At 65.7% G+C, this 24,468-nt stretch carries 24 protein-coding genes; 9 read left to right on the top strand and 15 right to left on the bottom strand.

The window, feature by feature from the left end; all coding sequences use genetic code 11:
• Window positions 1-45: 45 nt before the first annotated feature.
• The 6 genes from IEW19_RS12980 to IEW19_RS12955 all read right to left on the bottom strand — a co-directional run bounded on the left by IEW19_RS12980 (window position 46) and on the right by IEW19_RS12955 (window position 3,465).
• On the bottom strand, window positions 46-579 hold the full coding sequence (locus IEW19_RS12980; RefSeq protein WP_188572043.1) for a low molecular weight protein-tyrosine-phosphatase: 534 nt from the start codon (window positions 577-579) through the stop codon (window positions 46-48).
• A gap of 131 nt (window positions 580-710) precedes the next feature.
• Window positions 711-1,334 carry a LysE family transporter gene (locus IEW19_RS12975; protein WP_188572042.1) on the bottom strand — a complete coding sequence of 208 codons (624 nt, stop codon included), beginning with the start codon at window positions 1,332-1,334 and terminating at the stop codon, window positions 711-713.
• A gap of 21 nt (window positions 1,335-1,355) precedes the next feature.
• The gene (locus IEW19_RS12970) at window positions 1,356-1,745 is read right to left on the bottom strand and encodes a type II toxin-antitoxin system VapC family toxin (protein WP_188572041.1); all 390 of its coding nucleotides are present in this window, start codon (window positions 1,743-1,745) and stop codon (window positions 1,356-1,358) included.
• Window positions 1,745-2,044: a type II toxin-antitoxin system Phd/YefM family antitoxin gene (locus tag IEW19_RS12965; RefSeq protein WP_229748461.1), complete on the bottom strand. Its 300-nt coding sequence runs from the start codon at window positions 2,042-2,044 to the stop codon at window positions 1,745-1,747. Before IEW19_RS12965 ends, IEW19_RS12970 begins: the two co-directional genes overlap by 1 nt.
• Window positions 2,045-2,110: 66 nt before the next feature.
• Window positions 2,111-2,929 (bottom strand): methyltransferase domain-containing protein, encoded by an 819-nt coding sequence (locus IEW19_RS12960; RefSeq protein WP_188572040.1) that lies wholly within the window; start codon window positions 2,927-2,929, stop codon window positions 2,111-2,113.
• Between the two features lie 29 nt (window positions 2,930-2,958).
• The gene (locus IEW19_RS12955; protein WP_188572039.1) at window positions 2,959-3,465 is read right to left on the bottom strand and encodes a MarR family winged helix-turn-helix transcriptional regulator; all 507 of its coding nucleotides are present in this window, start codon (window positions 3,463-3,465) and stop codon (window positions 2,959-2,961) included.
• Between the two features lie 211 nt (window positions 3,466-3,676).
• Here IEW19_RS12955 and IEW19_RS12950 point away from each other — a divergent pair, with 211 nt between their 5' ends.
• Complete coding sequence (locus IEW19_RS12950; protein WP_188572038.1) at window positions 3,677-5,878, top strand: MMPL family transporter; 2,202 nt, start codon at window positions 3,677-3,679, stop codon at window positions 5,876-5,878.
• A gap of 6 nt (window positions 5,879-5,884) precedes the next feature.
• On the opposite strand, the gene IEW19_RS12945 is transcribed toward IEW19_RS12950, so the two are convergent.
• A complete protein-coding gene (locus IEW19_RS12945) occupies window positions 5,885-6,814 on the bottom strand; it encodes an NAD-dependent epimerase/dehydratase family protein (RefSeq protein WP_188572037.1) in 930 nt (309 codons plus the stop codon).
• A 125-nt stretch (window positions 6,815-6,939) separates the two neighbouring features.
• Here IEW19_RS12945 and IEW19_RS12940 point away from each other — a divergent pair, with 125 nt between their 5' ends.
• The 7 genes from IEW19_RS12940 to IEW19_RS12910 all read left to right on the top strand — a co-directional run bounded on the left by IEW19_RS12940 (window position 6,940) and on the right by IEW19_RS12910 (window position 12,976).
• Window positions 6,940-7,701, top strand: a complete 762-nt coding sequence (locus IEW19_RS12940) for a TetR/AcrR family transcriptional regulator (protein ID WP_229748460.1) — start codon at window positions 6,940-6,942, stop codon at window positions 7,699-7,701.
• A gap of 89 nt (window positions 7,702-7,790) precedes the next feature.
• Window positions 7,791-8,087, top strand: coding sequence for a hypothetical protein (locus IEW19_RS12935; RefSeq protein WP_188572035.1), 297 nt, complete (start codon window positions 7,791-7,793; stop codon window positions 8,085-8,087).
• A 234-nt stretch (window positions 8,088-8,321) separates the two neighbouring features.
• Window positions 8,322-10,199, top strand: a complete 1,878-nt coding sequence (gene dnaK / locus IEW19_RS12930; RefSeq protein ID WP_188572034.1) for a molecular chaperone DnaK — start codon at window positions 8,322-8,324, stop codon at window positions 10,197-10,199.
• Window positions 10,200-10,201: 2 nt separating this feature from the next.
• A complete protein-coding gene (locus IEW19_RS12925; RefSeq protein WP_188572033.1) occupies window positions 10,202-10,900 on the top strand; it encodes a nucleotide exchange factor GrpE in 699 nt (232 codons plus the stop codon).
• 95 nt (window positions 10,901-10,995) lie between these two features.
• A complete protein-coding gene (locus IEW19_RS12920; protein WP_188572032.1) occupies window positions 10,996-11,967 on the top strand; it encodes a DnaJ C-terminal domain-containing protein in 972 nt (323 codons plus the stop codon).
• Window positions 11,968-11,982: 15 nt separating this feature from the next.
• On the top strand, window positions 11,983-12,408 hold the full coding sequence (locus IEW19_RS12915; protein ID WP_188572031.1) for a heat shock protein transcriptional repressor HspR: 426 nt from the start codon (window positions 11,983-11,985) through the stop codon (window positions 12,406-12,408).
• Between the two features lie 181 nt (window positions 12,409-12,589).
• Window positions 12,590-12,976 (top strand): hypothetical protein, encoded by a 387-nt coding sequence (locus IEW19_RS12910; protein WP_188572056.1) that lies wholly within the window; start codon window positions 12,590-12,592, stop codon window positions 12,974-12,976.
• A gap of 26 nt (window positions 12,977-13,002) precedes the next feature.
• On the opposite strand, the gene IEW19_RS12905 is transcribed toward IEW19_RS12910, so the two are convergent.
• The 6 genes from IEW19_RS12905 to IEW19_RS12880 all read right to left on the bottom strand — a co-directional run bounded on the left by IEW19_RS12905 (window position 13,003) and on the right by IEW19_RS12880 (window position 19,467).
• Window positions 13,003-13,824, bottom strand: a complete 822-nt coding sequence (locus IEW19_RS12905) for an HpcH/HpaI aldolase family protein (RefSeq protein WP_188572030.1) — start codon at window positions 13,822-13,824, stop codon at window positions 13,003-13,005.
• A complete protein-coding gene (hpaH, locus tag IEW19_RS12900) occupies window positions 13,809-14,594 on the bottom strand; it encodes a 2-oxo-hept-4-ene-1,7-dioate hydratase (protein ID WP_188572029.1) in 786 nt (261 codons plus the stop codon). Before hpaH ends, IEW19_RS12905 begins: the two co-directional genes overlap by 16 nt.
• A gap of 2 nt (window positions 14,595-14,596) precedes the next feature.
• Entirely contained in the window at window positions 14,597-15,682 is a 1,086-nt protein-coding gene (gene hpaD / locus IEW19_RS12895) for a 3,4-dihydroxyphenylacetate 2,3-dioxygenase (RefSeq protein WP_188572028.1), read from the bottom strand.
• Between the two features lie 110 nt (window positions 15,683-15,792).
• The gene (gene hpaE, locus IEW19_RS12890; protein ID WP_188572027.1) at window positions 15,793-17,304 is read right to left on the bottom strand and encodes a 5-carboxymethyl-2-hydroxymuconate semialdehyde dehydrogenase; all 1,512 of its coding nucleotides are present in this window, start codon (window positions 17,302-17,304) and stop codon (window positions 15,793-15,795) included.
• A gap of 47 nt (window positions 17,305-17,351) precedes the next feature.
• On the bottom strand, window positions 17,352-18,011 hold the full coding sequence (locus IEW19_RS12885) for a GntR family transcriptional regulator (RefSeq protein ID WP_188572026.1): 660 nt from the start codon (window positions 18,009-18,011) through the stop codon (window positions 17,352-17,354).
• The gene (locus tag IEW19_RS12880) at window positions 18,004-19,467 is read right to left on the bottom strand and encodes a fumarylacetoacetate hydrolase family protein (protein ID WP_188572055.1); all 1,464 of its coding nucleotides are present in this window, start codon (window positions 19,465-19,467) and stop codon (window positions 18,004-18,006) included. The genes IEW19_RS12885 and IEW19_RS12880 overlap by 8 nt, the downstream gene beginning before the upstream one ends.
• Before the next feature lie 230 nt (window positions 19,468-19,697).
• On the opposite strand from IEW19_RS12880, the gene IEW19_RS12875 reads away from it, so the two are divergent.
• Window positions 19,698-21,620 carry an FAD-binding monooxygenase gene (locus tag IEW19_RS12875; protein ID WP_188572025.1) on the top strand — a complete coding sequence of 641 codons (1,923 nt, stop codon included), beginning with the start codon at window positions 19,698-19,700 and terminating at the stop codon, window positions 21,618-21,620.
• On the opposite strand, the gene IEW19_RS12870 is transcribed toward IEW19_RS12875, so the two are convergent.
• Window positions 21,593-22,447 (bottom strand): prephenate dehydratase, encoded by an 855-nt coding sequence (locus tag IEW19_RS12870; RefSeq protein ID WP_188572024.1) that lies wholly within the window; start codon window positions 22,445-22,447, stop codon window positions 21,593-21,595. The genes IEW19_RS12875 and IEW19_RS12870 overlap by 28 nt on opposite strands.
• A gap of 86 nt (window positions 22,448-22,533) precedes the next feature.
• Window positions 22,534-24,417: an alpha-amylase family protein gene (locus IEW19_RS12865; protein ID WP_188572054.1), complete on the bottom strand. Its 1,884-nt coding sequence runs from the start codon at window positions 24,415-24,417 to the stop codon at window positions 22,534-22,536.
• Between the last annotated feature and the right edge of the window lie 51 nt (window positions 24,418-24,468).

The following is a 24,468-nucleotide window of genomic DNA, read 5'->3' as shown; positions in this document are numbered from 1 at the left end:
GTACCGTTTCCAGTGCCCGCGCCGCTTAAATCGGGCGCTCCTCGGCTAGTGCGGCTGCAGTTGGGTGCTCTGCAGGACAGCGGCCTTGATGTGCTGGACCAGGCCCGGCAGTGCCGCCTGGATCTGGTGCCAGACAGCATCGAAATCCGCATGGCCGCCGTACCAGGGGTCCTCGATGCCTTGGTCCAGGCGGTCCCGCCCAGCCATGGCGGGATCGAAACTGCGGAGCATCCGGATCTTGTCCAGGGCTTCCTGGTCCGGGGCTGACTCACTCAGCCAGGCGTAGTGGTCGATGTCCAGCGCCAGGATCAGGTCGCGCTCGCGGAACCACTCACGCTCCCACTCGCGGGCCACGTGATGATCCGATGCCAGTTGGGTGGCAGCGAGCCGACGGGCTGCGCGGGGATCAATGGGCCTGCCGGCCTCGTAACCGGTGATCCCGGCCGAGTCTACCTCCACCAGCCCGTCCAGCCCCTCGCGTCCAAGCGCTGCCTCGAGCATGATCTCTGCCATGGGGCTCCGGCAGGTGTTGCCGGTGCAGACGGTGATGACGCGGTATGCGCTCGACGTTGAGGTCATGCACCTAAGCATGCGCGCTCCCGATCGCTCTTGGCTAGCCGCCTGTTCACAAAGTTTTACAGTCTTGTAAAGATGCATTACCGGCTTTGAAATGGGTACGTTTCACGTTGGTGGTGGGGCGGCGGTGCCGGTTAGTGGATGAGGGCCAGCAGGATGCCCACGCCCACGAACAGGACGCCGAATACCCTGCCCAGGACCGTTTGGCCCCGTTCCGTATTGGTGAAGCGCTGGAAGGACCTGGCCGCCGCGGCAAAGAAGAACCACATCACCAGGATGTCGATGGCAACAATTGTGGCCGTCAGCACGGCGTACTGGGTGAACAGGGGGTGCTCCGGCCGGATGAACTGGGGAGTGAAGGCGAGGAAGAATACGATCGCTTTCGGGTTCAAAAGATTGACCCAGAATCCCCGGCGGAAAATGGACCACGCAGGTTCATTGCGAAGCGCGGCGGCCTGTTCCTGCGCGACGGTGGGCTTGCTGAGGAACTGGCGGATGCCCAGGTACACGAGGTAGGCCGCGCCGGCGTAGCGGATCACGTTGAAGGCAATTGGGGAGCTGGCCACCAAGACCCCAACACCCAGGGCCACAATCAGGACGTGGACAACCAGCGCTGCCTGCTGGCCCAGAATTCCCCAGATTGACCGGCGGAACCCCGCATTCAGCGAGTTGCTCATGGTGTTGATGGCCCCGGCTCCCGGGGTGAAGCTGATCAGGGCGCCGGCGCCCGCCAGGGCCAGCCAAAGAGAGAATTGCACCAACCAAGTTTAGTGCCCGTATTACCAGAGGGTTGCTACCGGCCCGAAGGCCTGCAAGTCCTCATCGGCGGTGACGAGTGTAAGCCCCTCCACCATGGCCTGGGCAGCCAGCATTCGGTCGAAGGGGTCTTTGTGCTCCCAGTCCAGTTGTCCCGCCGCCAGCGTGTGCGGTGACGTGACCGCCAGTTCGGTAGCGTAAAGGTGGGCCACTTGCCGTCCGAAGCTTGTGATGAGTGCCGCGGCGTACGGCAATCTGCCCAGGTGGTGCTTGTAGGAAAGTTCGTAGGCGGTCACCGGCGAGACATAAACCTGGTTCTCCAGTTTGCCGATGGAACTCCGGGCCTTGCTGGAGAGCCGCTTCGGTTCGGCTACCGCCCACAGGAAAACATGGGTGTCCAGGAGAAGCCGCATCAGTCCGTCGCCCCCATCTCCTCGTCAGTCCAGGGGTCGTAGAACTGATCGGGAATATGCAGGGGGCCCAGGAAGCCAAGTTCCCGCTTGTGGGGACGCTCAATCTTCACCAGCCTGGCGACGGGCCTGCCGGCCTTGGCGATGACCACGTCCTCACCATTCTCCACCTGGTTCAACAGCTCGGACAGGCGCGTCTTTGCCTCCTGGACGTTGTATTGTCCCATGTTGACCAAGTCTAGTTGGTCTACCTCCACAGCGTAAGGCTCAGCCCAGTATTCGTTATCGCCGTAATAGCTCATGCCCCGACGGTATTAGCGCGGCCATCCTGCAAGAAGCCCAAATGAGCGCTATGTGGACAACCGCGGCTATGCCCGGGCGATGACCTCGCCGTTGGGGATCAGGAACCAGCCGTCGTCGGTGGAGCCCCAGCGGTGCCAGCCCGCAGAGATCCGGGCCAGGTCCGCTGGATTGGCGAACCCGTACTCCAGCGCCTGTTCGGCGAAGGCCGAGTGCAGCACCCGCTCACCCCAGACACGCGCCTGCCAGCGGCGCTGCTGGGCGGTGGCGTAAAGCCAGTTGCTGCTGGTGGGCGCCACGTCGGCGAATCCCGCAGCCTGTGCCCAGCTGACCAGCCGCCGCCCGGCGTCGGGCTCTGCTCCGTTTCGGCGGGCAATCCGCTGGTACAGGTCCATCCACTCGTCCAGCTCCGGGAAGTCGGGATACCAGCTCATGCCGTGGAAATCGGCGTCGCGCACCGCCACGATGCCGCCCGGCTTGGCAACGCGCCGCATCTCGCGGAGGGCTTCCACGGGGTCGGTCAGGTGCTGGAGCACCTGGTGGGCGTGGACGACGTCGAACGTTTCGTCGGCGAAGTCGAGGTCGTAGATGTTGCCCGCCACGAATTCAACGTTGGGCACTTCCCGCTCCATGGCGAGGGCCTGCGCCTGGGCGATGATGTCCGGTGAGCGGTCCAGTCCCGTGACCTTTCCGGGGCTGACCAGGGCGGCGAAGTCGCAGGTGATGGTGCCCGGCCCGCAGCCGACGTCGAGCAGTGTCGACCCAGGCGTGAGATGCGGGAGGACGAACGCCGCGGAATTTTCGGCGGTCCTGGAGGCGTGGGCGCGGACCACCGATTCGTGGTGGCCGTGAGTGTAAACGTCATCTTCAGGCTGCTGGGCACTCATAACCAAACGCTACCCCCTGCCCGGGAAAGCTACTGGGATTCCGTGCGGGCTGCCACGGTCGCGTCGATCATCGCGGTCATGAAGCGCGTGACAGTTTCGAGTTCCTCTTCGGAGAACCCGGCCATCGCGGAGCCCATGTGCTGCGCCAGCGGGGCGAAGATAGCCCCGCCCTCACGGAACGCCTTGGGGGTCATCTTCAGCTGGACCTGCCGCCTGTCAGTGCTGTGGCGCTCGCGGACCACGTGTCCGGCGTTGTCCAGCCGGTCGATCAGGGCGGTGGTGGCGGGGGAGCTCAGGTTCAGTTCTTTCCGCAGCAGGCCGGGCGTCACGATATTGCCCCTGGCGGTGTGGCGCATGATCACCGCCAGGGCGTTCATGTCTGTCCGGTGCATGTCCTTCCGGTCTCCGGCGGCATCAACGTAGCGGTTCGCTTCGATGGTGAACTCCTGGAGGAGGCGGATCAGCGGATTCGGCGGACCGAATTCCGGCCCTGCCTGCGGGAAGGAGGGCAGGCCGGGAGTGCTCTCTCCTGCCACGCCCACCTCCCTGCTTCCGGTTCTGCATCAGCGTTTTGCCCCAGCCGTACTGACGGATATTACTCCAGGCCTGCCCGCCCCTGGAGCAGGCAGGCAGCTCCTGCCTCCGAATGCCCGGCGAAAGAAAAAGCTTGACTGGCACTTATCTCTCCCATGGAGATAATCTATGCTGGAATAAATATTACTCCCTTGCCCAGCCACGGAAGGCATCATGAATCGCACAAAAGTTGCCAGGGAACGCGTCCCCTTCTGGCTTCGCTGGCTGGTCCCCGTCGTCCTGGTGCTGGCCTGGCTCGGACTCGCCGGGGTGGGCGGCCCCACATTCGGCCGGCTGGACGAGGTCTCCTCCAATGACCAGGCGTCCTTCCTGCCCGCCAGCGCAGAGGCCACCGAGGCGCAGGACTGGCAGGCAAAGTTCCGCGACTCGAACGAGGTTCCCGGCATCATCGTCATCGAGAAGAACGAGGCCTTCACTCCTGCGCAGCTGGGGGAGCTCGCCACGCTCAAGACCAGCCTCGAAGGCCTCAAGCTCGGCAGCACGGTGATTGGCCCGATTCCATCGAAGGACGCCAAGGCAGTCCAGTTCGTGGTCCCCATCGGATCATCGGCCGGGGTCAAGGGTGCCGTCAAGGAACTCCGCGACACGGTCAAGGAAGCTGCGCCGGAGGGTGCCCAAACCTTCGTGACCGGACCTGCCGGGCTTGCGGCAGACCTTACTGCGGCATTCGCAGGCATTGACGGCATCCTCCTGCTAGTGGCCCTGTCCGCGGTGTTCGTGATCCTCCTGGTCGTTTACCGGTCCCTGCTGCTGCCCGTCATGGTGTTGCTGACCTCGGTCTTCGCCCTGTGTGCCGCCATCCTGCTGGTGTTCGGCATGGCCAAGGCCGGCTGGATCCAGCTCAACGGCCAAAGCCAGGGCATCCTCTCCATCCTGGTGATCGGCGCCGCCACTGACTACGCCCTGCTCTTCGTTGCACGCTTCCGGGAAGCGCTCACCCACACCACCAACCGCACGGCAGCAGTCCTGACCGCCTGGAGAGCGTCCTTCGAGCCCATCCTGGCGTCCGGCGCCACGGTAATCATCGCGCTGCTGTGCCTGCTCTTCTCCAACCTCAACTCCAACAAGGCCCTGGGCCCCGTTGCAGCCGCAGGCATCCTGTGTGCCCTGTTCGCGGCGCTGACCCTGCTGCCCGCCCTGATGGCACTGCTGGGCCGGGCCGCCTTTTGGCCCTTCCGGCCCAAGCTCCTCCCTGCCGACGAACGCGAACCCGAACTGGTCACCGGCCTGGAGGGGCAGAAAGGGCTCTGGCGTGCCATCGGATCGCTGGTGTCCCGGCGCCCCAGGACGGTGTGGGTCGCCTCGGTCCTCCTGCTGCTGGTTGCCGCAGGCGGCCTGTTCCAGCTGAAGGCCAACGGCGTGCCCCAGACCGACGTCATCCTTGCTGCGTCCAACGCCGTGGACGGCCAGGACGCGCTGGCCCGCCATTTCGACGCCGGCAGCGGCAGCCCCGCCGTCGTGGTTGCTGACCAGGCCAAGGCAGCGGAAGTGCTGGACCGGGTGAAAGCTGACGACGGCGTGGGCGAGGCCTACCTGCTGGCCCCCGGCAGTATCCCCATCACCGGAGCCCCGGGCGCACCCACTGCCCCCGACGTCCGGGATGGAAAAGTGCTTATCAACGCCACGCTGAACGACGCGGCGGACTCCTTGGCGGCGGAGGAGACCATCAAGGCCCTGCGCACCGACCTGAAGGCCGTTGATCCCGGCGCCCTGGTGGGCGGCGTCACTGCCACGGCACTCGACACCAACACCACCGCCCAGCACGACCTGGTGGTCATCATCCCGGTGGTCCTGGTGGTGATCCTCTTCATCCTGATGCTGCTGCTGCGCTCCATCGTTGCACCGGTCCTGCTGGTGCTCTCCGTGGTGCTGTCCTATGCGGCCGCGCTTGGGGTGTCAGCCTTCGTTTTCAACAACTTCTTTGGCTTCCCCGGCGCCGACGCCACCGTTCCACTGTTCGGCTTCGTGTTCCTGGTGGCGCTGGGCGTGGACTACAACATCTTCCTGATGAGCCGGGTCCGGGAGGAATCGATCAAGCACGGCACCCGCGCCGGCATCCTCCGGGGGCTCGTCGTCACCGGCGGCGTGATCACCTCTGCCGGCGTGGTGCTGGCCGCCACGTTCGCAGCGCTCGGAGTCATCCCCATCATGTTCCTGGTGCAGCTGGCATTCATCGTGGCGTTCGGCGTCCTGCTGGACACTGTGCTGGTGCGTTCGCTGCTGGTGCCCGCCCTGGCCTACGACATCGGCCCCAGGATCTGGTGGCCCGGCAAATTGGGGCGGACGGACGGTGGGAATGCCGTTCAGCCGCGGGAGCCCGGCGTCGAACCCCTGGAAGAGGTTCCCAGCCGCTGACGGCCACTAAGCCTGTTGCCGCCACCAGTCCACGGTGGCGGCAACAGCCGTTTCGAGCGGAGTGGGGCTGACCCCCAGGGCCGCCTGGGATGCGGCCGAGTCCATGATGAACGGCCGCTCAAACTGGTAAAGGGTTTCCAGCAACTCGCGGGCGTCGGTTGAGAACAGCCCTGCCGCCCGGAGCGTCCAGCCAGGGAGGGTGCGCACTTTCGGGGCAGGGCGCCCCGCCGCTGCGGCGAAGGCATTGGCAAGTTGCCGCTGGGTCAGCGCCGGACCGGTGGGCGCATGCCAGACGGCATTCCAGACGGCCGGCCGGTCAGCTGCCGCGACCATTGCCTTGGCCAGGTCAGGGACGTAGGTAAACGAGTGCGGCTGGCGGGAGCTCCCCATCACGCTCACGTTCTTTCCCGCCAGGATCGGCACCACCATGCGTTCGCCGCCGTGCGCCATCCGGACACGGGGCCCGAAAAAATCTCCGGCCGCCACGCTCACTGTGGGAGTGGCTGCGGCACCGCGGGCCAGAAGCAGCTCCGTCCGGACACCGCGCTTGCCGCCGGTGGCCTGCCGCGGGCTTCCCTCCGTCATGACGTTGTCCGGCTCGCTGTAGGAGTAGAGGCTTTCGGGAAATACGACGACGGCGCCGGCCTCCTGGGCGGCGCTGAGTACCGCCCGCTCGGCGGCAGGCAATTCCGCCTGCCATGCCGAGGCCGTGTACGCGGAGCCGTGGATGCAGTGGAAGACCGCTTTGGCTCCTGCAAAGGCAGTCCCCAGGGTTGCCCGGTCCTTCGCGTCCCCCCTGATCCGCTCGACGAGTGGGTGCTCCGGTCCGCTGCCCGAACGCGTTACCACACGCACCTTCCGCCCCTGGTCCGCGAGCTGTTCAGCTACCGTCCAACCCACCGGTCCCGCTCCGGTCACCACATACGTATCTGCCACTTCCGCCTCCTTATCCGCACGTAGAGAGCGCTGCTCTCGTAAACAGCATGGAATGCCTCCGGGTTAAAGTCAAGAGCAGTGCTCTCTTTTGTTGCTGCCGCTCTCACTTGTGGCATGCTGGACCCGTGACTGAAGCCGATGCAACACCCGACACCACACACGCTGATGCTTCCCGCCCCCTCACCCCCCGCCAGCGCGCAAGGACGCAAACAGTGGCGGACATTGTGCGCCTGGGCCGGCAGCACCTTGCAACCCACGGTGCGGCCGCGCTCTCCCTGCGCGCAGTGGCAAGGGACCTGGGGGTGGTGTCCTCCGCCGTCTACCGCTACGTGGAGAGCAGGGATGAGCTGCTGACGCTGTTGCTGATAGACGCATTCGGTGAACTCGGGGACGAGGTGGACGCCGCCGTTGCGGGAGTGCCGGACGGTGATCACGGGGCCCGTTTCCTGGCTTTGGGCAGGGCGGTCAGGGCATGGGCACTGCGCGAGCCTGCCAGCTACGCGCTTTTGTTCGGCAGCCCAGTTCCTGGCTACAACGCGCCGGCGGAACGTACAACGGGTCCGGGGACGCGCGTTATCGTCAGCCTCATTGGCATCCTGGACGCCGCCTCCCGGGGCGGCCATCTGGCTGTCCCGGCCGGGTCCCCGCGGCTGCCGCCCGCCCTGGGTGCCGATCTGGCGGCCATCCGCGAGGAGTTCGCGCTGGCCGTCCCGGAGGAACTGGTGGCGCGGGGGGTCCTGGCGTGGAGTTCCCTCTTCGGCGCAGTCAGTTTTGAGGTGTTCAACCAGTACGGGCCGGACACGTTCAAGGCTCCCGCCGAGCTTTTCGATCATCATCTTGCGGTTCTGGCGGGCGTCGCAGGGCTTGCGGTGCAGTCCTCCGGATGAAGGCTGCCGAGGCCCTGTTGGTGCGTCCGGCCCGTCGGTAGACTGCCAGTGCGCCCGCATGGACGCGGAGCCTCGAAGGAGAGATGCACATGACTGAGAATCCTGAACTTGCAGCCGAGGAGCCCCGCAAGGGCAGCAGCGCGCCCGGGCCGGAGGGCGAAGGCGGGCAGTACGTGGATGGGGACTACGGCGACGCCGGCACCATCAATGAACCCGAACGCGGGGAGCTGGACGGCGAATATGAGGAAGGCGATTACGGCGATGCGGGCGCCACGGGTGAGGCCCGGACCGAGCACGGCATCCGTGAAGGACTCACCGGCGGCCAGGTACAGGCCACTGACGAAGAGCGGGGTCCACTCCACGGCGACCGGAATCCGGAGCGGTAAGCAGCCCGGCGGCACCGTTCTCCCAAAGCGAAATGGCGCGCCGCCGTCGTAATCCTGCGACCGCAGCCCCGGAATTCCAAGGAAGATTGACATACGAACCCGACGTAACGGCCAAAGTTGAGCGGACTGCACTCAACTTTGGATTGACATCGCTGGCGCCCTGAGTAAAGTTGAGTGCAGAACGCTCAATGCTTAGGGCGCCAGCCAGTTTCCAAGGAAAGAAGGAAGCAACACATGTCACGTGCAGTAGGTATCGACCTCGGAACCACCAACTCCGTCGTCTCCGTTCTCGAAGGTGGCGAGCCCACCGTTATTGCCAACGCCGAGGGTGGCCGCACCACGCCGTCGGTCGTTGCGTTCTCCAAGTCCGGCGAAGTCCTGGTGGGCGAAATCGCCAAGCGCCAGGCCGTCAACAACATCGACCGCACCATCGCGTCGGTCAAGCGCCACATGGGCACCGACTGGACCGTCGCCATCGACGAGAAGAAGTACACCCCGCAGGAAATTTCGGCGCGTATCCTCATGAAGCTTAAGAACGACGCCGAGTCCTACCTGGGTGAGAAGGTCACCGACGCCGTCATCACCGTCCCCGCCTACTTCAACGACGCCGAACGCCAGGCCACCAAGGAAGCCGGCGAAATCGCAGGCCTGAACGTCCTGCGCATCGTCAACGAGCCCACCGCAGCAGCACTGGCCTACGGCCTGGACAAGGGCAAGGAAGACGAACTCATCCTGGTCTTCGACCTCGGTGGCGGTACCTTCGACGTCTCCCTGCTGGAAGTCGGCAAGGACGAAGACAACTTCTCCACCATCCAGGTCCGCGCCACCGCCGGTGACAACCGCCTGGGCGGCGACGACTGGGACCAGCGCGTCGTTGACTACCTGCTGAACCAGCTCAAGGTCAAGGGCATCGACCTCTCCAAGGACAAGATCGCCCTGCAGCGCCTCCGCGAAGCAGCTGAGCAGGCCAAGAAGGAACTGTCCTCCTCTTCCAGCACCAACGTCTCGCTCCAGTACCTGTCCGTCACCCCCGACGGCCCGGTCCACCTGGACGAGCAGCTGACCCGCGCCAAGTTCCAGGACCTCACCAAGGACCTGCTCGAGCGCACCAAGAAGCCGTTCCACGACGTCATCAAGGAAGCCGGCATCAAGCTCTCCGACATCAACCACATCGTGCTGGTGGGCGGCTCAACCCGTATGCCCGCAGTCTCCGAACTGGTGAAGGAACTGGCTGGCGGCAAGGAGCCCAACAAGGGTGTCAACCCGGACGAGGTTGTGGCCGTCGGCGCAGCCCTGCAGGCCGGTGTGCTGAAGGGTGAGCGCAAGGACGTCCTGCTGATCGACGTCACCCCGTTGTCCCTCGGCATCGAGACCAAGGGTGGCGTGATGACGCACCTGATCGAGCGCAACACCGCCATCCCCACCAAGCGGTCCGAGACCTTCACCACAGCGGACGACAACCAGCCGTCGGTGGCCATCCAGGTCTTCCAGGGCGAGCGCGAGTTCACCCGTGACAACAAACCGCTGGGCACGTTCGAGCTGACCGGCATCGCCCCGGCCCCCCGCGGCGTCCCCCAGGTTGAGGTCACCTTCGACATCGACGCCAACGGCATCGTCCACGTCTCCGCGAAGGATAAGGGCACGGGCAAGGAACAGTCCATGACCATCACCGGTGGCTCCAGCCTGTCCAAGGAAGACATTGACCGCATGGTCAAGGACGCCGAGGAGCACGCTGCAGAGGACAAGGCCCGCCGCGAGGCCACAGACACCCGCAACACCGCCGAACAGCTCGCCTACTCCGTGGACAAGCTGATCGCGGACAACGCGGACAAGCTGCCCGAAGAGGTCAAGACCGAGGTCCAGGCCGACGTCGACAGCCTCAAGAAGGCCCTCGAAGGCACCGACGACGCCGCCGTGAAGTCCGCGTTCGAGAAGCTGCAGGCTTCCCAGACCAAGCTCGGCGAAGCCATCTACGCCCAGGCCGGTTCGCCGGACGGCGCAGGCGCTGCCGGTGCCGGTGCCGGTGGTGCCGCCGGAGCCTCGGCAGGCAGGAAGGCCGACGAGGACATCGTTGACGCCGAGATCATCGACGAAGACGAAGCGAAGAAGTAGCCATGCCGCACCACGGTAACGAGGAAGAGCACAACTCATCCGCGAACCATGACGCCAAGCAGGGCAACGGCGAGCCGGTCATCCGGGACAACCGCAAAGTTGACCCGGTGACCGGGCAGGCCCGGCACCCCGAGGGCGGTCAGTCCGCCACCGGGGCCGGGTCGCAGACCGGAGCCGCGGATTCCGACGGCGACGCGCTGGCCCAGGCCGAGGAGATCCTCAACGGCATGGACGTGCCGGCCGAGGAATCCGTGGCCCAGGGTGCTTCGGCAGGATCAGCCGGCAACCCCGAGGCAGCCGAATTGCGCAATGACCTGCTCCGCCTGCAGGCCGAGTACGTCAACTACCGCAAGCGCGTTGAACGCGACCGGGCCGTGGCAGGGGAGATGGCCGTCATCGGCGTCCTGAACTCCCTGCTCCCGGTCCTGGACGACGTCGACGCCGCCCGGCAGCACGGCGACCTCACCGATGGTCCCTTCGCCGCGATCGCCACCAAACTGGAGAACGCGCTGAAGACCTATGGCCTGGTCCGGATTAACGAGACCGGCGTGGAGTTCGATCCCACGATCCACGAAGCCCTGATCCAGCAGCCCGGCGGGGACATCGAGGTTGACACCGTCAGCCAGGTCCTCCGCTCGGGGTACAAATCAGGAGAACGCGTCCTCCGCGCAGCCCAGGTCATCGTCGCCGTCCCTGCGTAGCATTACCTTCATCGAGATGACAGTTCGCGGCAGTGATTCGACAGAACATTGGCGCGAACTGTCATCTCGGCACAGATTCTTGAAAGGAAACGCCATTGGCTAGCCAGGATTGGGTGGACAAGGACTTTTACAAGATCCTAGGTGTTGCCAAGGACGCTTCCGACGCCGATATCAAGAAGGCCTATCGGAAGCTTGCGCGGCAGCACCACCCTGACACCAACGCGGGGAACGCTGCTTCCGAGAAGAAGTTCAAGGACATCTCAGAGGCTTATTCGGTGCTCTCGGATACCGATGAGCGCCAGCAGTATGACGCCATCCGGGCCATGGGCAGCGGGGCCCGCTTTGCCCCCGGCGGCGCCGGTGCCCCCAACGGCGGGTTCGAGGACATGTTCGGCGGCCTGTTCACCGGCAATACCGGGCGCCACTCCGGCGGGTTCAACCCGTCCGCAGGCGGTATCCCGCCCGAGTTCGCAGATCTTTTTGGCGGCTTCGGTGGCGCGCCCGGGTACCAGCGCACCCCGCAGAAGGGCGCCGACCGTACCGCTTCCACCAGTATTTCCTTCGCCGGTTCCATCCGTGGCACCACTATTGGTCTGCGCGAGCCCAGCGGCGAGGTGATCGATGTCCGGGTTCCGGCAGGCATCAAGGACGGCCAGAAGGTCAGGGTGCGCGGCAAAGGCCAGCCTGGTGCAGCCGGCAACGGCGACCTGGTGGTATCCGTAGCCGTCCAGCCCCACGCGTTCTACACGCGCGACGGCGACAACCTCCGCATGCACGTCCCCGTCACCTTCCCGGAGGCTGCTTTGGGAGCGGACATCGAAGTTCCCACCATCGACGGCGACAAGGTGAAGGTCCGTGTTCCGGCGGGCACGCCGTCGGGCCGTACCCTGCGGGTCAAGGGCAAAGGCGTGAAAACGTCCAAGGTGACCGGAGACCTGCTGGTGACCATCGACGTCGCGGTTCCCAAAAATCTCAACAAGGACGCCGAAGCTGCGGTCAAGGCGTTCGCCGAGGCCACGTCGTCGGCGGACGTCCGCGAGGGCCTGGCAGCCAAGGCCCGGCTCTAGGAGCGGAGGTGAGCCGTGGACATCAGTGCTGACCAGCCGATCTTCGTGATTTCCGTGGCGGCGGAGCTGGCGGATATGCACCCGCAGACCCTGCGGCAGTACGACAGGCTCGGCATCGTCAAGCCCAGCCGGGCCCCCGGGAAGTCCCGGCGCTACTCGCAGCGTGACGTGAACATGCTGCGTGAGGTGCAGCGCCTTTCACAGGAAGGCGTGTCGCTGGAGGGGATCAAGCGCATCCTGGAACTCGAAAACCAGGTGGCCGCCCTCCAAAGCAGGATCTCCGAACTCACCGAGGAACTGGGGCGGCGGCCGCGTGCCGTTGACTCCCGCATCTTCGCCGCCGGCGCAGCGGGCGACGTGGTGAGCCTGGCCCGCGGTCAGCGGCCCAGGCCCCGGTCGCAGGCCATGGTGCTGTGGCGGCCGCGGGCGATCGGGAAATAGGTACTCTTTTCCACCGGTCCGCCAAATTAGAGTACCCACTACTCGTGACCCAACGGCCCCCTGAACCTTGAATGGAACCATCGCCGGATCAGCGGCGGCGGATCCACAAGTTCTGGGGGTTTTCCGTGTTTGGTGTTCTCAGCAAAAGTCTCAACAGCAAGGCCCGGCCGTGAGCCCGGGAATGGAATCAGTGGCTGCCTTCAGCAGCTCAATGCCGGGCCAGATTTTGTTGGCCCTCGGCCAGACCATTGTGGTGGTCTGTGTCTGCTTCGACATGGTCCGGGAGTTGTCCGTCCCGAGGTCGCAACGGCGCTACGTGGCCAACACCGTGTTCCGGACCCTGGCCATCCCGTCGATCATGGCCAATGCGATGACCGTCTTTATCGCCCTGGTGGTGTCGTCCTGGGTGGACGTGGTGATGGGCATGTTCGTTCTGGTGGCCATCATTTTCCGCTTCCACTACAACAAGGACGAGGACAACTGGTGGAAGGGCAAGGGCAAGAAGCTCGCCCGGTGGGCCCGACGGCAGTTCGCCGGCCGGACGTCCACCGCTCCGGCCCTGGGTTAGTAGCCCCAGGACCGGGGCGACGGCGGTCAGTAGCTGGGCCGGGTGTCGCCGTCGGTTGGCTTCACGAACTTCGCCGCGAGGGCTTCGGAACCACGGGCCAGGATGGCGACGTCGGCGCCCACCAGGATGAAGTCGGCCCCGTGGTCGAGGTAGTGCCGGGCGGTGTGGGGGTTGAAGGCGTTCACGCCCGCGGGCTTGCCGGCCGCCCTGGCGGCTGCGAGGCAGTGCTCGACGGCGGCGCGCACCTCGGGGTGTTCCTGCTGTCCCAGCAGGCCCATGGACGCGGCGAGGTCCGACGGCCCGACGAAGACGGCATCGACACCGTCCACCTTGAGGATGTCTTCCACGGCCTCCACCGCGGCGGTTGATTCGATCTGGACGGTGACGCTGATGGTGTCGTTGGCGCGGGCCAGGTAGTCGGGGACCCGGTTCCAGCGGGCCGCCCTCGCCAAAGCAGACCCCACGCCGCGGACGCCCTGTGGCGGATAGCGGGTGGCAGCCACGGCAGCTTCCGCCTCGGCAACCGAGTTGACCATGGGGATCAGCAGGTTCTGCACGCCGAGGTCCAGGTACTGCTTGATCACCACCGTGTCGTTCACCGGCGGCCGGACCACGGTGTGCACGGGGTAGCCGTGGATGGCCTGGAGCTGCGCGAGGATGGACTCAAGGCCGTTGGGGCTGTGCTCGGCATCCACCAGGATCCAGTCCAGGCCGGCCCCGGCGCAGAGTTCCGCGACCAGCGGGCTGCCCGAGCACACCCACATCCCGGCCAGCGGCCGGCCAGCCTCACCGCGGTTCTTTTCCGCGGCCAGTGCGTCGCGGAAGGTGTCTGTTATTCGAAGCGGCATGTGACACTCCCCAGGGGGCCGTAGTCGGCGTGGACGGTGTCGCCCTTGTAGACCCACATGGGACGGGTGAAGGAGCCGGCGAGGATGATGTCCCCGGCCTTCAGCGCGTCACCGTGGGCGGCGATCTTGTTTGCCAGCCAGTGGACTCCGTTGGCGGGGTGGTCCAGGACGCCGGCGGCCACTCCGGTTTCCTCCACGGTCTGGTTCTTGTAGAGGATGGCGGAGACCCAGCGCAGGTCCACGGCGTCAGGCTTGACCGGGTTGCCGCCAATCACCATGGCGCCCATGGCGGCGTTGTCCGAGATGGTGTCCACGATGGTCCGGCCCTCCATCTCGATCCTTGAATCCAGGATCTCCAGGGCCGGTACCACGTAGTCTGTGGCCTTCAGGACGTCGAAGATGGCCACACCGGGGCCCTTGAGTCCGTCCTTCAACACGAACGCCAGCTCAACCTCCACCCGCGGATGCGTGTACCGGTCCCACTCCACGGAGCAGCCCGTGTCCAGGACCATGTCGTCGAAGATGGCGCCGTAGTCCGGTTCGGTGATGCCGGTGGCAGCCTGCATGGCCTTGGACGTGAGGCCAATCTTGCGCCCCACCAGGGTCCGGCCGGCGTCCTCGTTCCGGCGCCGCCAGAGCTGCTGCACGGCGTAGGAGTCCTCCACCGTCATCTCCGGATAACGGGCCGTCAGGCGGGGGACAGGGGTGCGCGTCCGTCCGGCCTCCACCAGCTCGTCGGCGATGGCCTCGATCGTCTTTGGCTCCAGCATGGCTAGACCTGGGCTCCCAGCTTGAACCCGGTCCGGTCGCCTTCCGGGGACCCGTCCTTGCGGGTGTAGGAGAAGCCGTCCGCTCCGACAGTCACGGCCATTTCGGACTTTTCCTCGCGGACGATCACCGGCTGCGGGTTGCCGTCCAGGTCCAGGACCAGGGAGGCCTCGGTGTACCAGGAGGGCACGACGGGGTTGCCCCACCAGTCGCGGCGCTGGTTGTCGTGGACGTCCCAGGTGATGGTGGGGTTGTCAGGGTCGCCGGTGTAGTAGTCCTGGGTGTAGATCTCGATGCGGTGGCCGTCCGGGTCCAGGATGTAGAGGTAGAACGCGTTGGACACGCCGTGCCGGCCGGGGCCGCGTTCGATCCGGTCGCTGATGCGCAGGGCGCCCATCTTGTCGCAGATCTGGATGATGTTGTGCTTCTCGTGCGTGGCGAACGCGACGTGGTGCATGCGCGGGCCGTTGCCGCCTGTCAGGGCCGTGTCGTGGACGGTCTGCTTGCGGTGCATCCACGCGGCGTACGTGACGCCGTCGGCATCCTTGATGTCCTCGGAGACGCGGAAGCCCAGGTCCTCCAGGTACTTGCGGCCCTTGGGGACGTCCGGGGTGACCTGGTTGAAGTGGTCCAGGCGGACCAGTTCTCCGGCGGAGTAGAGGTCGTAGCGCTGGGTGAGGCGCTCCACGTGCTCCACCTCGTAGAAGAACTCGTAGGGGAAGCCCAGCGGGTCCTCCACGCGGACGGAGTCCCCGATGCCTTTGGTGAAGCCTTCCTTGCGGCGCTCCACCCGGCAGCCGAGTTCCTTGTAGTAGGCCTCGGCGGCGTCCACCTCGGCGGGGGACTTCACCCTGTAGGCGAACGCGGCGACGGCGGCGATGGGTCCCTTGCGCAGCACCAGGTTGTGGTGGATGAACTCCTCCAGGGAGCGCAGGTAGATGTTGTTCTCATCTTCTTCGGTGACGTGCAGGCCGAGGACGTCCACGTAGAACTCGCGGGACCTGGCGAGGTCGGTGACCACGATTTCCATGTAGGCGCAGCGGACGATGTCCGGGGCCGGGACGGTGGGAGTGGGGACGAAGTTGGTCATGATGGTCTCTCTTCTTCGAAAGGGTCTTATGGGACCCAACTAGGTAGCAGTAGGTGTCGTTTTGGGGGCTCATAACGACAACAATTGCGACCCAGTTGGGCGGGGAAGGGCTAGGCGCCGAACTTGGGGGTGTGAACCGTGCCGAGCGTGATGTGCACGGCCTGCTGGTCGGTGTAGAAGTCGATGGAGCGGTAGCCGCCCTCATGGCCGAGGCCCGAGGCCTTGACGCCGCCGAAAGGGGTGCGCAGGTCGCGGACGTTGTGGCTGTTCAGCCACACCATGCCGGCCTCGACGTTCTGCGAGAAGTTGTGGGCCCGGGTGAGGTTCTGGGTCCAGATGTAGGCGGCGAGGCCGTACTTGGTGTTGTTCGCCAGGGCGAGGGCCTCGTCGTCGTTCTCGAAGGGGGTGATGGCCACGACGGGTCCGAAGATCTCCTCCTGGAAGATCCGGGCGTCAGGGGCGACGTCGGCAAACACCGTGGGTGCGATGTAGTTGCCTTCGGGCAGGTGGTCGGGGCGTCCGCCGCCGGCAAGGAGCCGGCCCTCGGACTTGCCGATCTCCACGTAGGAGGCCACCTTCTCGTAGTGCTCGGGGTGGACCAGGGCGCCTACCTGGGTCTTGGGGTCGTGGGGATCGCCCACCACGATGTTGTTGGCCCGGGTGGCGTACTTCTCGCAGAACTCGTCGTAGATGGCGCGCTCAACCAGGATGCGGGAGCCGGCGGTGCAGCGCTCGCCGTTGAGGGAGAAGACGCCGAACAAGGCGGAATCAATGGCGGCATCCAGGTCTGCGTCGGCGAAGACGACGCAGGGGGACTTGCCGCCGAGTTCCATGGACAGGCCCTTGAGGTTGGCGGCGGCGTTGCGGAAGATCGTCTGGCCCGTGGTGGTCTCGCCGGTGAAGGAGATCAGCGGGACATCCGGGTGCTTGACGAGGGCGTCGCCGGCTTCCTCGCCCAGGCCGTTGACCAGGTTGAACACGCCGTCGGGCAGGCCGGCGTCCTTGAAGATCGTGGCCCACAGGGACGCGGAAAGCGGGGTGAACTCGGCCGGCTTGAGGACCATGGTGTTGCCGGTGGCCAGCGCCGGGGCAAGCTTCCAGGACTCCAGCATGAACGGGGTGTTCCACGGCGTGATCAGCCCGGCGACGCCGATCGGCTTGCGGTTCACGTAATTGATCTGCGAGCCGGGAACCTTCATGGCGTCGTCGAACTGGGCCACGGTCAGGTCCGCGAAGAAGCGGAAATTCTCGGCGGCGCGCAGGGCCTGGCCCTTGGCCTGCGTGATCGGCAGGCCGGTATCGAAAGTTTCGAGTTCGGCCAGCCGGCCTTCCTGCGCTTCGACGGCGTCGGCGATTCTATTCAGCACGCGGGCACGCTCGCGGGGCTTCATCTTGGGCCAGGGGCCATTCACGAACGCTTCCCGGGCGGCGGCGACAGCCAGGTCGATGTCTTCCTTCTGCCCGGCCGCGGCGGTGGCGTAGTTCCGGTTGGAGACCGGGTCCAGGACGTCGAAGGTCTTGCCGCCCACGGAGTCAACGAACTGGCCGTTGATGTAGTGCTGGATGTGGGCAGGCAGGTCCTCAGGGACGTAGTGCTTGGCGGTTTCTACTGAGGTCGTCATCGTTGAAGTCCTTACTGTGTTCTTTCCGTACAAGTGGTCTTGGCGTACTAGTTGGTTTGGGCGAGGTAGGCGTCCAACGTCGCGGTGCGGTGGAGCCGGGCGGCTTTTTCGATCTGCTCTGCGTCGGCTCCGGTTTCGATGAGCTTCAGCAGGTTCTCGTGTTCCTCCACCGAGCCGCGGGCGCGGCCCGGGACGAAGCGGAACGTGGAGGACCGCAGCGCTGCCAGCCGGTTCCAGCCGCGGTGCACCAGGTCCAGGATGTGCGGGTTGGGGCAGTGCTCGAACAGGACGCTGTGGAAGTGCTGGTTGAGCTGGGTGAAGCGGACCGGATCGAAGTGCTCCAGGCATTCGCGCATCTCTTCGTTCACGGCGCGGGCGCGGGCCACGGCCGCGGGATCGATCAGCGGGGCGGACATGGCTGTGGCGGCGCCCTCCACGATGCTGAGGGTCTGCATGGTGTAGAGGTACTCGGTGGGGTCGATGCCGGCGACGGTGGCGCCCACGTTGCGTTCGAACGTCACCAGGCCTTCGGCTTCGAGCCGGCGGATGGCTTCGCGGACCGGGACCACGCTGAACCCCAGGTCCTTGGCGATGGAGCCCAGGACCAGGCGGTAGCCGGGGGTGTAGGTGCCTTCGACGATCCGGGCCTTGACGGCTCGGTAGGCCTGCTCCGACTTGCTGCCTGCAACCATGGTGGCTTCAGTCATTGGTCTTGCCCGCCCATTCCTTGTACCGTGCCTGCCATTCGGAGTTCATGGGGTAGAGGCCGTCAACGCTGTTGCCCTGCTTGACCATCTCGAAGATGAAGGTCTCTTCCTTCTCCTGCTGGATGCAGTCCGCCACCAGTTCCTCGGCGATGGCCGGCGGGATCACCAGGATGCCGTCGGAATCGGCCACGATGATGTCGCCGGGCTGGACGGTGGCTCCGCCGCACGCGATCGTGATGTCCGTGTCCCACGGGATGTGGCGGCGGCCCAGTACCGCGGGATGCGGGTTGGCGAAGTAGGTGGGCATCTCCAGGCCGGCCACGGCCGAATAGTCGCGGACGCCGCCGTCGGTGATGATGGCCGCGGCGCCGCGGACCTGCGCCCGCAGGGCCAAAATGTCGCCCACCGTGCCGGTTCCCTTTTCACCGCGGGCTTCCATCACCAGGATTTCGCCCTCGTTGACGGAGTCGATGGCCTTCTTCTGGGCGTTGAAGCCGCCGCCGTGCGTTTTGAACAGGTCCTCGCGGTTGGGGACGTAGCGGAGGGTGCGGGCCAGGCCAACCACGCGGCGGTCCGGGCGGGTGGCCTGCAGCCCGTCGATGCTGACGTTGTTAAGGCCGCGCTTGCGCAGCTGCGAAGACAGGGTGGCGGTGGCAACCGACTCCAACTTGGCTTTCAGCTCCGGGGTGAGGACGGGTTCGACGGCGGCGAGGCCCGCTGCTTCACGGGAACCGTAGGCTTCCTCCCGCTGCAGGTCATCGACCTTGGGCTGGGCGCCAAAGTCCGCGAACGCCGTCGTGCCTTCCTCCACTGTGGTGGCCAGCCGCCCGGTGGACAGGCCGCCGTCCACCGTCTCCACTTCCACTTCCAGCAAGTCGCCCGGCTTCGCAACCGAGGCGCCGGCCGGGGTGCCGGTGAGGATGATGTCGCCCTCCTCGAGCGTGAGGAGCTGGGAGAGGTCCGCGACGAGCCGCGCGAACGGGAAGAGCAGGTCTTCGGTGGTGTCGTCCTGGACCAGATCCCCGTTGTGCCAGGTGCGGATGCGCAGTTTGGAAGGGTCGACGGCGTCTGCCGGGATAAGTGCCGGGCCCACCGGGGTGAACCCGTCGCCGCCCTTGGACCGGAGGTTGGAACCCTTGTCCGCCCAGCGGAGGTCGTACACGCCGAGATCGTTGCTGGCGGTGACGGCTGCGACGTGGCTCCAGGCGTCCTCGATCGAAACGCGGCGGGCGGCCTTGCCGATCACTAGGGCAATCTCGCCCTCGAAGCCGAGCAGTTCGCAGCCGGCGGGCCGCTCCACGGGGCTTCCGCCCAGGGTCAGTGAGCTGGAAGGCTTGAGGAAGTAGGACGGCTGGGCCGGGGTACGGCCGCGCTGGGCGGCCCGGCTGGGGTAGTTGATGTGCACTGCGATCACCTTGCGTGCTGCCGCCAAGGTGTCGCCGTTGGCCTGCTCCAAAGCCTTCTCCTCATCAGGTACGAAATCGTATACGATGACTATCCCCGCGTTGCGCGCATTCGTCAACCCCCCGATTTTCGCCGATTCCTGCGCATTATCCGGTCCACTTGTCGCCCGCATCACATCCGGCGTACAGTGGAAATCAGGTTTATTCTTTTCGATTATCGAATCTCTTGTTCTTATATGGAACACAACTGCGAGAATCATCCACAACGAAGTGAGGAAAGCCCGTGCAGTTCCACCACCACGGATACGTATCCGGTGACCCGCGCGTCCAGCCAGCCGCCGGCGTCGGCCTTAACCGCGCCGAAGAGCTCCCGGACGAAGTGGACGTGCTCATCGTCGGCTCCGGCCCGGCCGGAATGCTCGCTGCCGCGCAGCTATCGATGTTCCCCAACGTGACCACCCGCATCATCGAGCGCCGTCCGGGCAGGCTGGCCATTGGCCAGGCCGACGGCATCCAGGCGCGCAGCGTGGAGACGTTCCAGGCCTTCGGCTTCGCGGAGCGGATCATTGCCGAGGCGTACCGGATCACGGAGATGGCGTTCTGGAAACCAGATCCCGCCAACCACGCGAACATCATCCGGAGCGCCCGTGCCGTTGATGACGAGATGGGCATCAGCGAATTCCCGCACCTGATTGTCAACCAGGCCCGCGTGCTGGACTACTTCGCCGAATACATGGCCAACGCCCCGGCCCGCATGAAACCCGATTACGGCTACGACTTCGAGGGCCTCACGGTGAGCGGTGAGGGTGACTACCCCGTGGCCGTGACGCTCCGCCACACCACCGGACCCAACGAGGGCCAGGAGCGCATTGTCCGGGCCAAGTATGTGGTGGGTTCCGACGGCGCCCGCAGCAAGGTGCGCCAGGCGATCGGCTGCACGCTCGCAGGCGACCAGGCCAACCACGCCTGGGGCGTCATGGACGTTCTCGCCGTCACCGATTTCCCGGACATCAGGACCAAATGCGCCATCCAGGGCGCCAAGGGCAGCATCCTGCACATTCCCCGCGAAGGCGGCCACCTGTTCCGGATGTACGTGGACCTGGGCGAAGTCGATCCCAACAGCCACCACTCGGTCCGGGACACCTCCATCGAGGAGATCATCACCAAGGCCAACGCCATCCTGCACCCCTACACCCTGGACGTGCGGAACGTTGCGTGGCACAGCGTCTACGAGGTGGGCCACCGCCTCACGGACCGGTTCGACGACGTCCTCCCGGCGGACCGTGGCACCCGCACCCCGCGCGTGTTCATCACCGGCGACGCCTGCCACACCCACAGCGCCAAGGCAGGCCAAGGCATGAACGTGTCCATGCAGGACGGCTTCAACATCGCCTGGAAGCTGGGCCACGTCCTGGAGGGCCGCAGCCCGGAAAGCCTCTTGAGCACCTACTCCGAGGAGCGGCAGGTGGTAGCCAAGAACCTGATCGACTTCGACAAGGAATGGTCAACCATGATGGCCAAGAAGCCCGAGGAATTCGAGCACCCCTCGGATCTTGAGGACTTCTACGTGCAGACCGCCGAATTTCCCGCCGGGTTCATGACCCAGTACACGCCGTCCCTGATAGTTGGCGGCACCGACCACCAGGACCTCGCCACCGGGTTCCCGGTGGGCAAGCGGTTCAAATCGGCACCCGTGGTCCGGGTGGGGGACACCAACCCCCTCCACCTCGGCCACCACGCTACGGCTGACGGGCGCTGGCGGATCTACGTCTTCGCCGACCCCGCGCTGCCCGGCACCAACTCGGCCACGGACAAGCTCGCCGAGTGGTTTGCCACCTCGCCGGAATCTCCCCTCGCTGCCACGCCCGCCGGCGCCGACCTGGATGCGTGGTTCGACCTGAAGGTCATCTACCAGCAGCCGCACACCGCCGTCGACATCAATGCCGTTCCCGCTGTCTTCAAGCCGCAGGTGGGCCCGTTCAAGCTGACGGATTACGAAAAGGTGTACGCCACCGATCCCAAGGCCGACATCTTCGAGCTGCGCGGTCTGGACCGCAGCGGCGTCGCCGTGGTGGTCCGTCCGGACCAGTACGTGGCCAATGTCCTGCCGCTGGCTGCAACAGCCGAGCTGGGCGCGTTCTTCACGCCCCTGCTCAAGGCTGCGCCCGCGAAGCCGCGTCAGGCGGTGGCAGCCGCCGCCCGGTAGTCCGCCGCCGGGTACACGCCGAGGATCCGAACCTCGGTGGTGAAGAAGTCCAGTTCCTCGAGGGCCAGCTTCAGCGGCAGGTCCTCGGGGTGGCCTTCGACGTCGGCCATGAACATGGTGGCGGCGAACTCGTTGCCCACCATGTAGCTTTCCAGCCGCGTCATGTTCACGCCGTTGGTGGCGAAGCCGCCCAGCGCCTTATAGAGGGCCGAGGGAACGTTGCGGACGCGGAACACAAAGCTGGTGACTGCCGGCCCGGGGAGTTCGTCCCGGGCCGGCAGTGCCGTTTCCCGGGCCAGGACCACGAAGCGGGTGGTGTTGGAGGGATCGTCCTCCACGCGGGAGGCCAGGACCTCCAGGCCATAAATCTGCGCCGCCAGCGGGGGAGCCAGGGAGAGCTTGCGGGGGTCATTCCACTCGGCCACCTCCCGCGCGGAGCCCGCGGTGTCGCCCGCGATGACCGGCTTGAGTCCGTGGTCGCGGATCAGCTTCCGGCACTGGCCCAGGGCATGGATGTGGCTGTGGACCTCGGTGGCGCCTTCGATGGTGCTGCCCGGGATGCCCAGCAGGTCGAAGTGGATGGGCAGGAAGTACTCGCCGACGATCTGCAGGTTGGACTGGGGCAGCAGGATGTGGATGTCCGCCACGCGCCCGGCGATGGAATTCTCGATGGGGATCATGGCCAGCTCCGCCTCGCCGCTTGCCACCAGCTCGAAGGCATCCTCAAAGCTGGCGCACGGCACGCTTTCCATGTCCGGGGACATCTGCTGACAAGCGATATTGGAGTTGGCGCCGGGCTCACCCTGGTACGCAATCTTGGAGGCCATGATCCGTATGGTTTCACGCTCCGCCCCCGCTGGCCCAACTAAGTAGCGCTAAGTGTCGTTTTGGGGGCCCAAAACGACACTTAGCGCTACTTAGTTGGGGGTTGAAGGGGAGTGACGCGCAGCCAGAGGTACTGGCGGGGGAGGAGTGTGACGCCGTCGTCCAGGTGCAGGGCTGCTTCGGAGAGAAGGTCGACGGCGGCAGCAGAGAACCCGCCAAAAGTCGCGGCGGGCAGGGTCTGGGCTGAGTCGCTGAAGTTCGCCAGGGCCAGGACGGAGCGGTTGTTCGTGGCGAAGTCGACCAGCGTGGTTCCGGCAAGTTCGGGCGTGTTGGCCCGGACCTCGATCATCCGTTTCAGCCCCGCGTACACGGCGCCTTCCGGGGTGGCGGGATCCATTCGGCGCGCGTACTGTTCCGCGGGGAAGTGCGGCCGGTGCACCCAGCGGCTGTCCTCCTCGTGGCCTGGCTCGGACGCGTAGCCGTAGTCGTTGACCTGCCCCACCTCGTCGCCCAGGTACAGCAGCGGGACGCCGCCCGTGCTGAACGGCACCGAGTGCGCCAGGAGGATCCGTTCCACCGCCTCAGCCGGGTCCACCTCCATGCCGCACAGGGACGCCGTCGTGCCTGAAATCCTGCAGTCGCCCGTCTTGGGGTTGTCCTGGAACGGAACGCCATGGGCGAAGCTGCCGGGGAACCGGTTGACGTAGAAGGAGTTCAGGAAGCGGCGGTGGTCGAAGCCGTTGATGCCCAGTTCTTCTGCGTCCTCGTCGGCGAAGGTCCAGCCGATGTCGTCATGGCTGCGCACGTAGTTCACCCACGCCGTGCCCTCCGGGATGTTGTGCCGGCGTTCCAGGGCCTGCGCCAGGAGCGAGGCGTCGCGCGTGGCCAGCGATTCCCAGATGAGGGCCATCTGCAGGGGATTGTAGGAAAGCTGGCATTCGGCTGGGCTGATGTAGAGCGCAACCTCATCCGGATGCACGATCGCCTCGGACTTGAACAGCAGCGACGGCGCCGCCAGCCGGCAGACAGCGTTGAAAGCCCGGAGCAGTGTGTGCGCCTGCGGCAGGTTTTCGCAGGGGGTGCCCAGCTGCTTCCAGATGAACGCCACTGCGTCCATGCGCAGGATGTCTATGCCTTGGTTGGCCAGGAACAGCATTTCGGCCGCCATGGCCCGGAAGACCTCCGGGTTGGCGTAGTTCAGGTCCCATTGGTATGTATGGAACGTGGCCCACACCCAGCGGCCGTCCTCCATCTGGATGAAGGACCCCGGATGGTTCTCGGGAAAGATCTCACGCACGTTCGCCTCGAAGGCATCCGGCAGTGTCCGGTCAGGGAAGATCCAGTAGTAGTCGCTGTACTCCGGATCGCCGGCCGCTGCTTTGCGGGCCCAGTCGTGCTCGTCCGAGGTGTGGTTGAAGATGAAGTCCACCACCAGGCTGATCCCGTTGTCCTTCAGCTCGGCTGCAAGGGAGCGCAGCTGGTTCATGGTGCCGAGCCTGGGGTTTACCTCGCGGTAGCTGGAGACGGCGTAGCCGCCGTCCGAGTGCGGCTCAGGCGCCAGGAACAGCGGCATGAGGTGCAGATAGGTGAGGCCAAGTTCCTTGAAGTACGGGATGCGTTCCCTTACTCCTTCCAAGCTGTTGGCATAACGGTCCACGTAGCAGACCCCGCCCAGCATCCGGTTGGACTGGAACCAGTTGGGAGTCGTTTCTCTTTCGGCGTCCAGGGCTTTCAGCTCCGGTGAACGTTCCTGCCAGGACCGGGCACACTGGAGCACCAGTTCCGTGAGCTGGTCCAGCCAGTCCGTCCGGGCACCGTAAAGGGAGTGGAACAGGCTGCGGAGCGTGGGGAAGTGCTCGTCCAGCCGCCGCTCAAACTCCGGGTCCGGGCGCAGGCCGGCCCCGCGTTCCCGGGCTACCGCGGACAGCACCTGGCGGCGCGCCTCCTGGTCCTCATTGACGGTTTCCTGCATGTTGACCGGCCCTTCCGCACTTCCGCCGGCCTTCGCGACCGCGCACTTCTG

This window comes from Arthrobacter liuii (genome assembly GCF_014639275.1).
In the GTDB taxonomy this organism is placed as follows: domain Bacteria; phylum Actinomycetota; class Actinomycetes; order Actinomycetales; family Micrococcaceae; genus Arthrobacter; species Arthrobacter liuii.
This window is presented reverse-complemented; position numbering and strand designations above follow the sequence as displayed.

Excerpts from the sequence above, each read along its gene's own strand:
- IEW19_RS12910 (WP_188572056.1), top strand. The coding sequence starts at position 12,590 with ATGGAATCAGTGGCTGCCTTCAGCAGCTCAATGCCGGGCCAGATTTTG.
- IEW19_RS12925 (WP_188572033.1), top strand. The coding sequence starts at position 10,202 with ATGCCGCACCACGGTAACGAGGAAGAGCACAACTCATCCGCGAACCAT.
- hpaE (WP_188572027.1), bottom strand. The coding sequence starts at position 17,304 with ATGACGACCTCAGTAGAAACCGCCAAGCACTACGTCCCTGAGGACCTG.
- hpaH (WP_188572029.1), bottom strand. The coding sequence starts at position 14,594 with ATGCTGGAGCCAAAGACGATCGAGGCCATCGCCGACGAGCTGGTGGAG.
- IEW19_RS12935 (WP_188572035.1), top strand. The coding sequence starts at position 7,791 with ATGACTGAGAATCCTGAACTTGCAGCCGAGGAGCCCCGCAAGGGCAGC.
- IEW19_RS12865 (WP_188572054.1), bottom strand. The coding sequence starts at position 24,417 with ATGCAGGAAACCGTCAATGAGGACCAGGAGGCGCGCCGCCAGGTGCTG.
- IEW19_RS12980 (WP_188572043.1), bottom strand. The coding sequence starts at position 579 with ATGACCTCAACGTCGAGCGCATACCGCGTCATCACCGTCTGCACCGGC.
- IEW19_RS12885 (WP_188572026.1), bottom strand. The coding sequence starts at position 18,011 with ATGACTGAAGCCACCATGGTTGCAGGCAGCAAGTCGGAGCAGGCCTAC.
- hpaD (WP_188572028.1), bottom strand. The coding sequence starts at position 15,682 with ATGACCAACTTCGTCCCCACTCCCACCGTCCCGGCCCCGGACATCGTC.
- IEW19_RS12870 (WP_188572024.1), bottom strand. The coding sequence starts at position 22,447 with ATGGCCTCCAAGATTGCGTACCAGGGTGAGCCCGGCGCCAACTCCAAT.
- IEW19_RS12960 (WP_188572040.1), bottom strand. The coding sequence starts at position 2,929 with ATGAGTGCCCAGCAGCCTGAAGATGACGTTTACACTCACGGCCACCAC.
- dnaK (WP_188572034.1), top strand. The coding sequence starts at position 8,322 with ATGTCACGTGCAGTAGGTATCGACCTCGGAACCACCAACTCCGTCGTC.
- IEW19_RS12905 (WP_188572030.1), bottom strand. The coding sequence starts at position 13,824 with ATGCCGCTTCGAATAACAGACACCTTCCGCGACGCACTGGCCGCGGAA.
- IEW19_RS12950 (WP_188572038.1), top strand. The coding sequence starts at position 3,677 with ATGAATCGCACAAAAGTTGCCAGGGAACGCGTCCCCTTCTGGCTTCGC.
- IEW19_RS12965 (WP_229748461.1), bottom strand. The coding sequence starts at position 2,044 with ATGAGCTATTACGGCGATAACGAATACTGGGCTGAGCCTTACGCTGTG.
- IEW19_RS12970 (WP_188572041.1), bottom strand. The coding sequence starts at position 1,745 with ATGCGGCTTCTCCTGGACACCCATGTTTTCCTGTGGGCGGTAGCCGAA.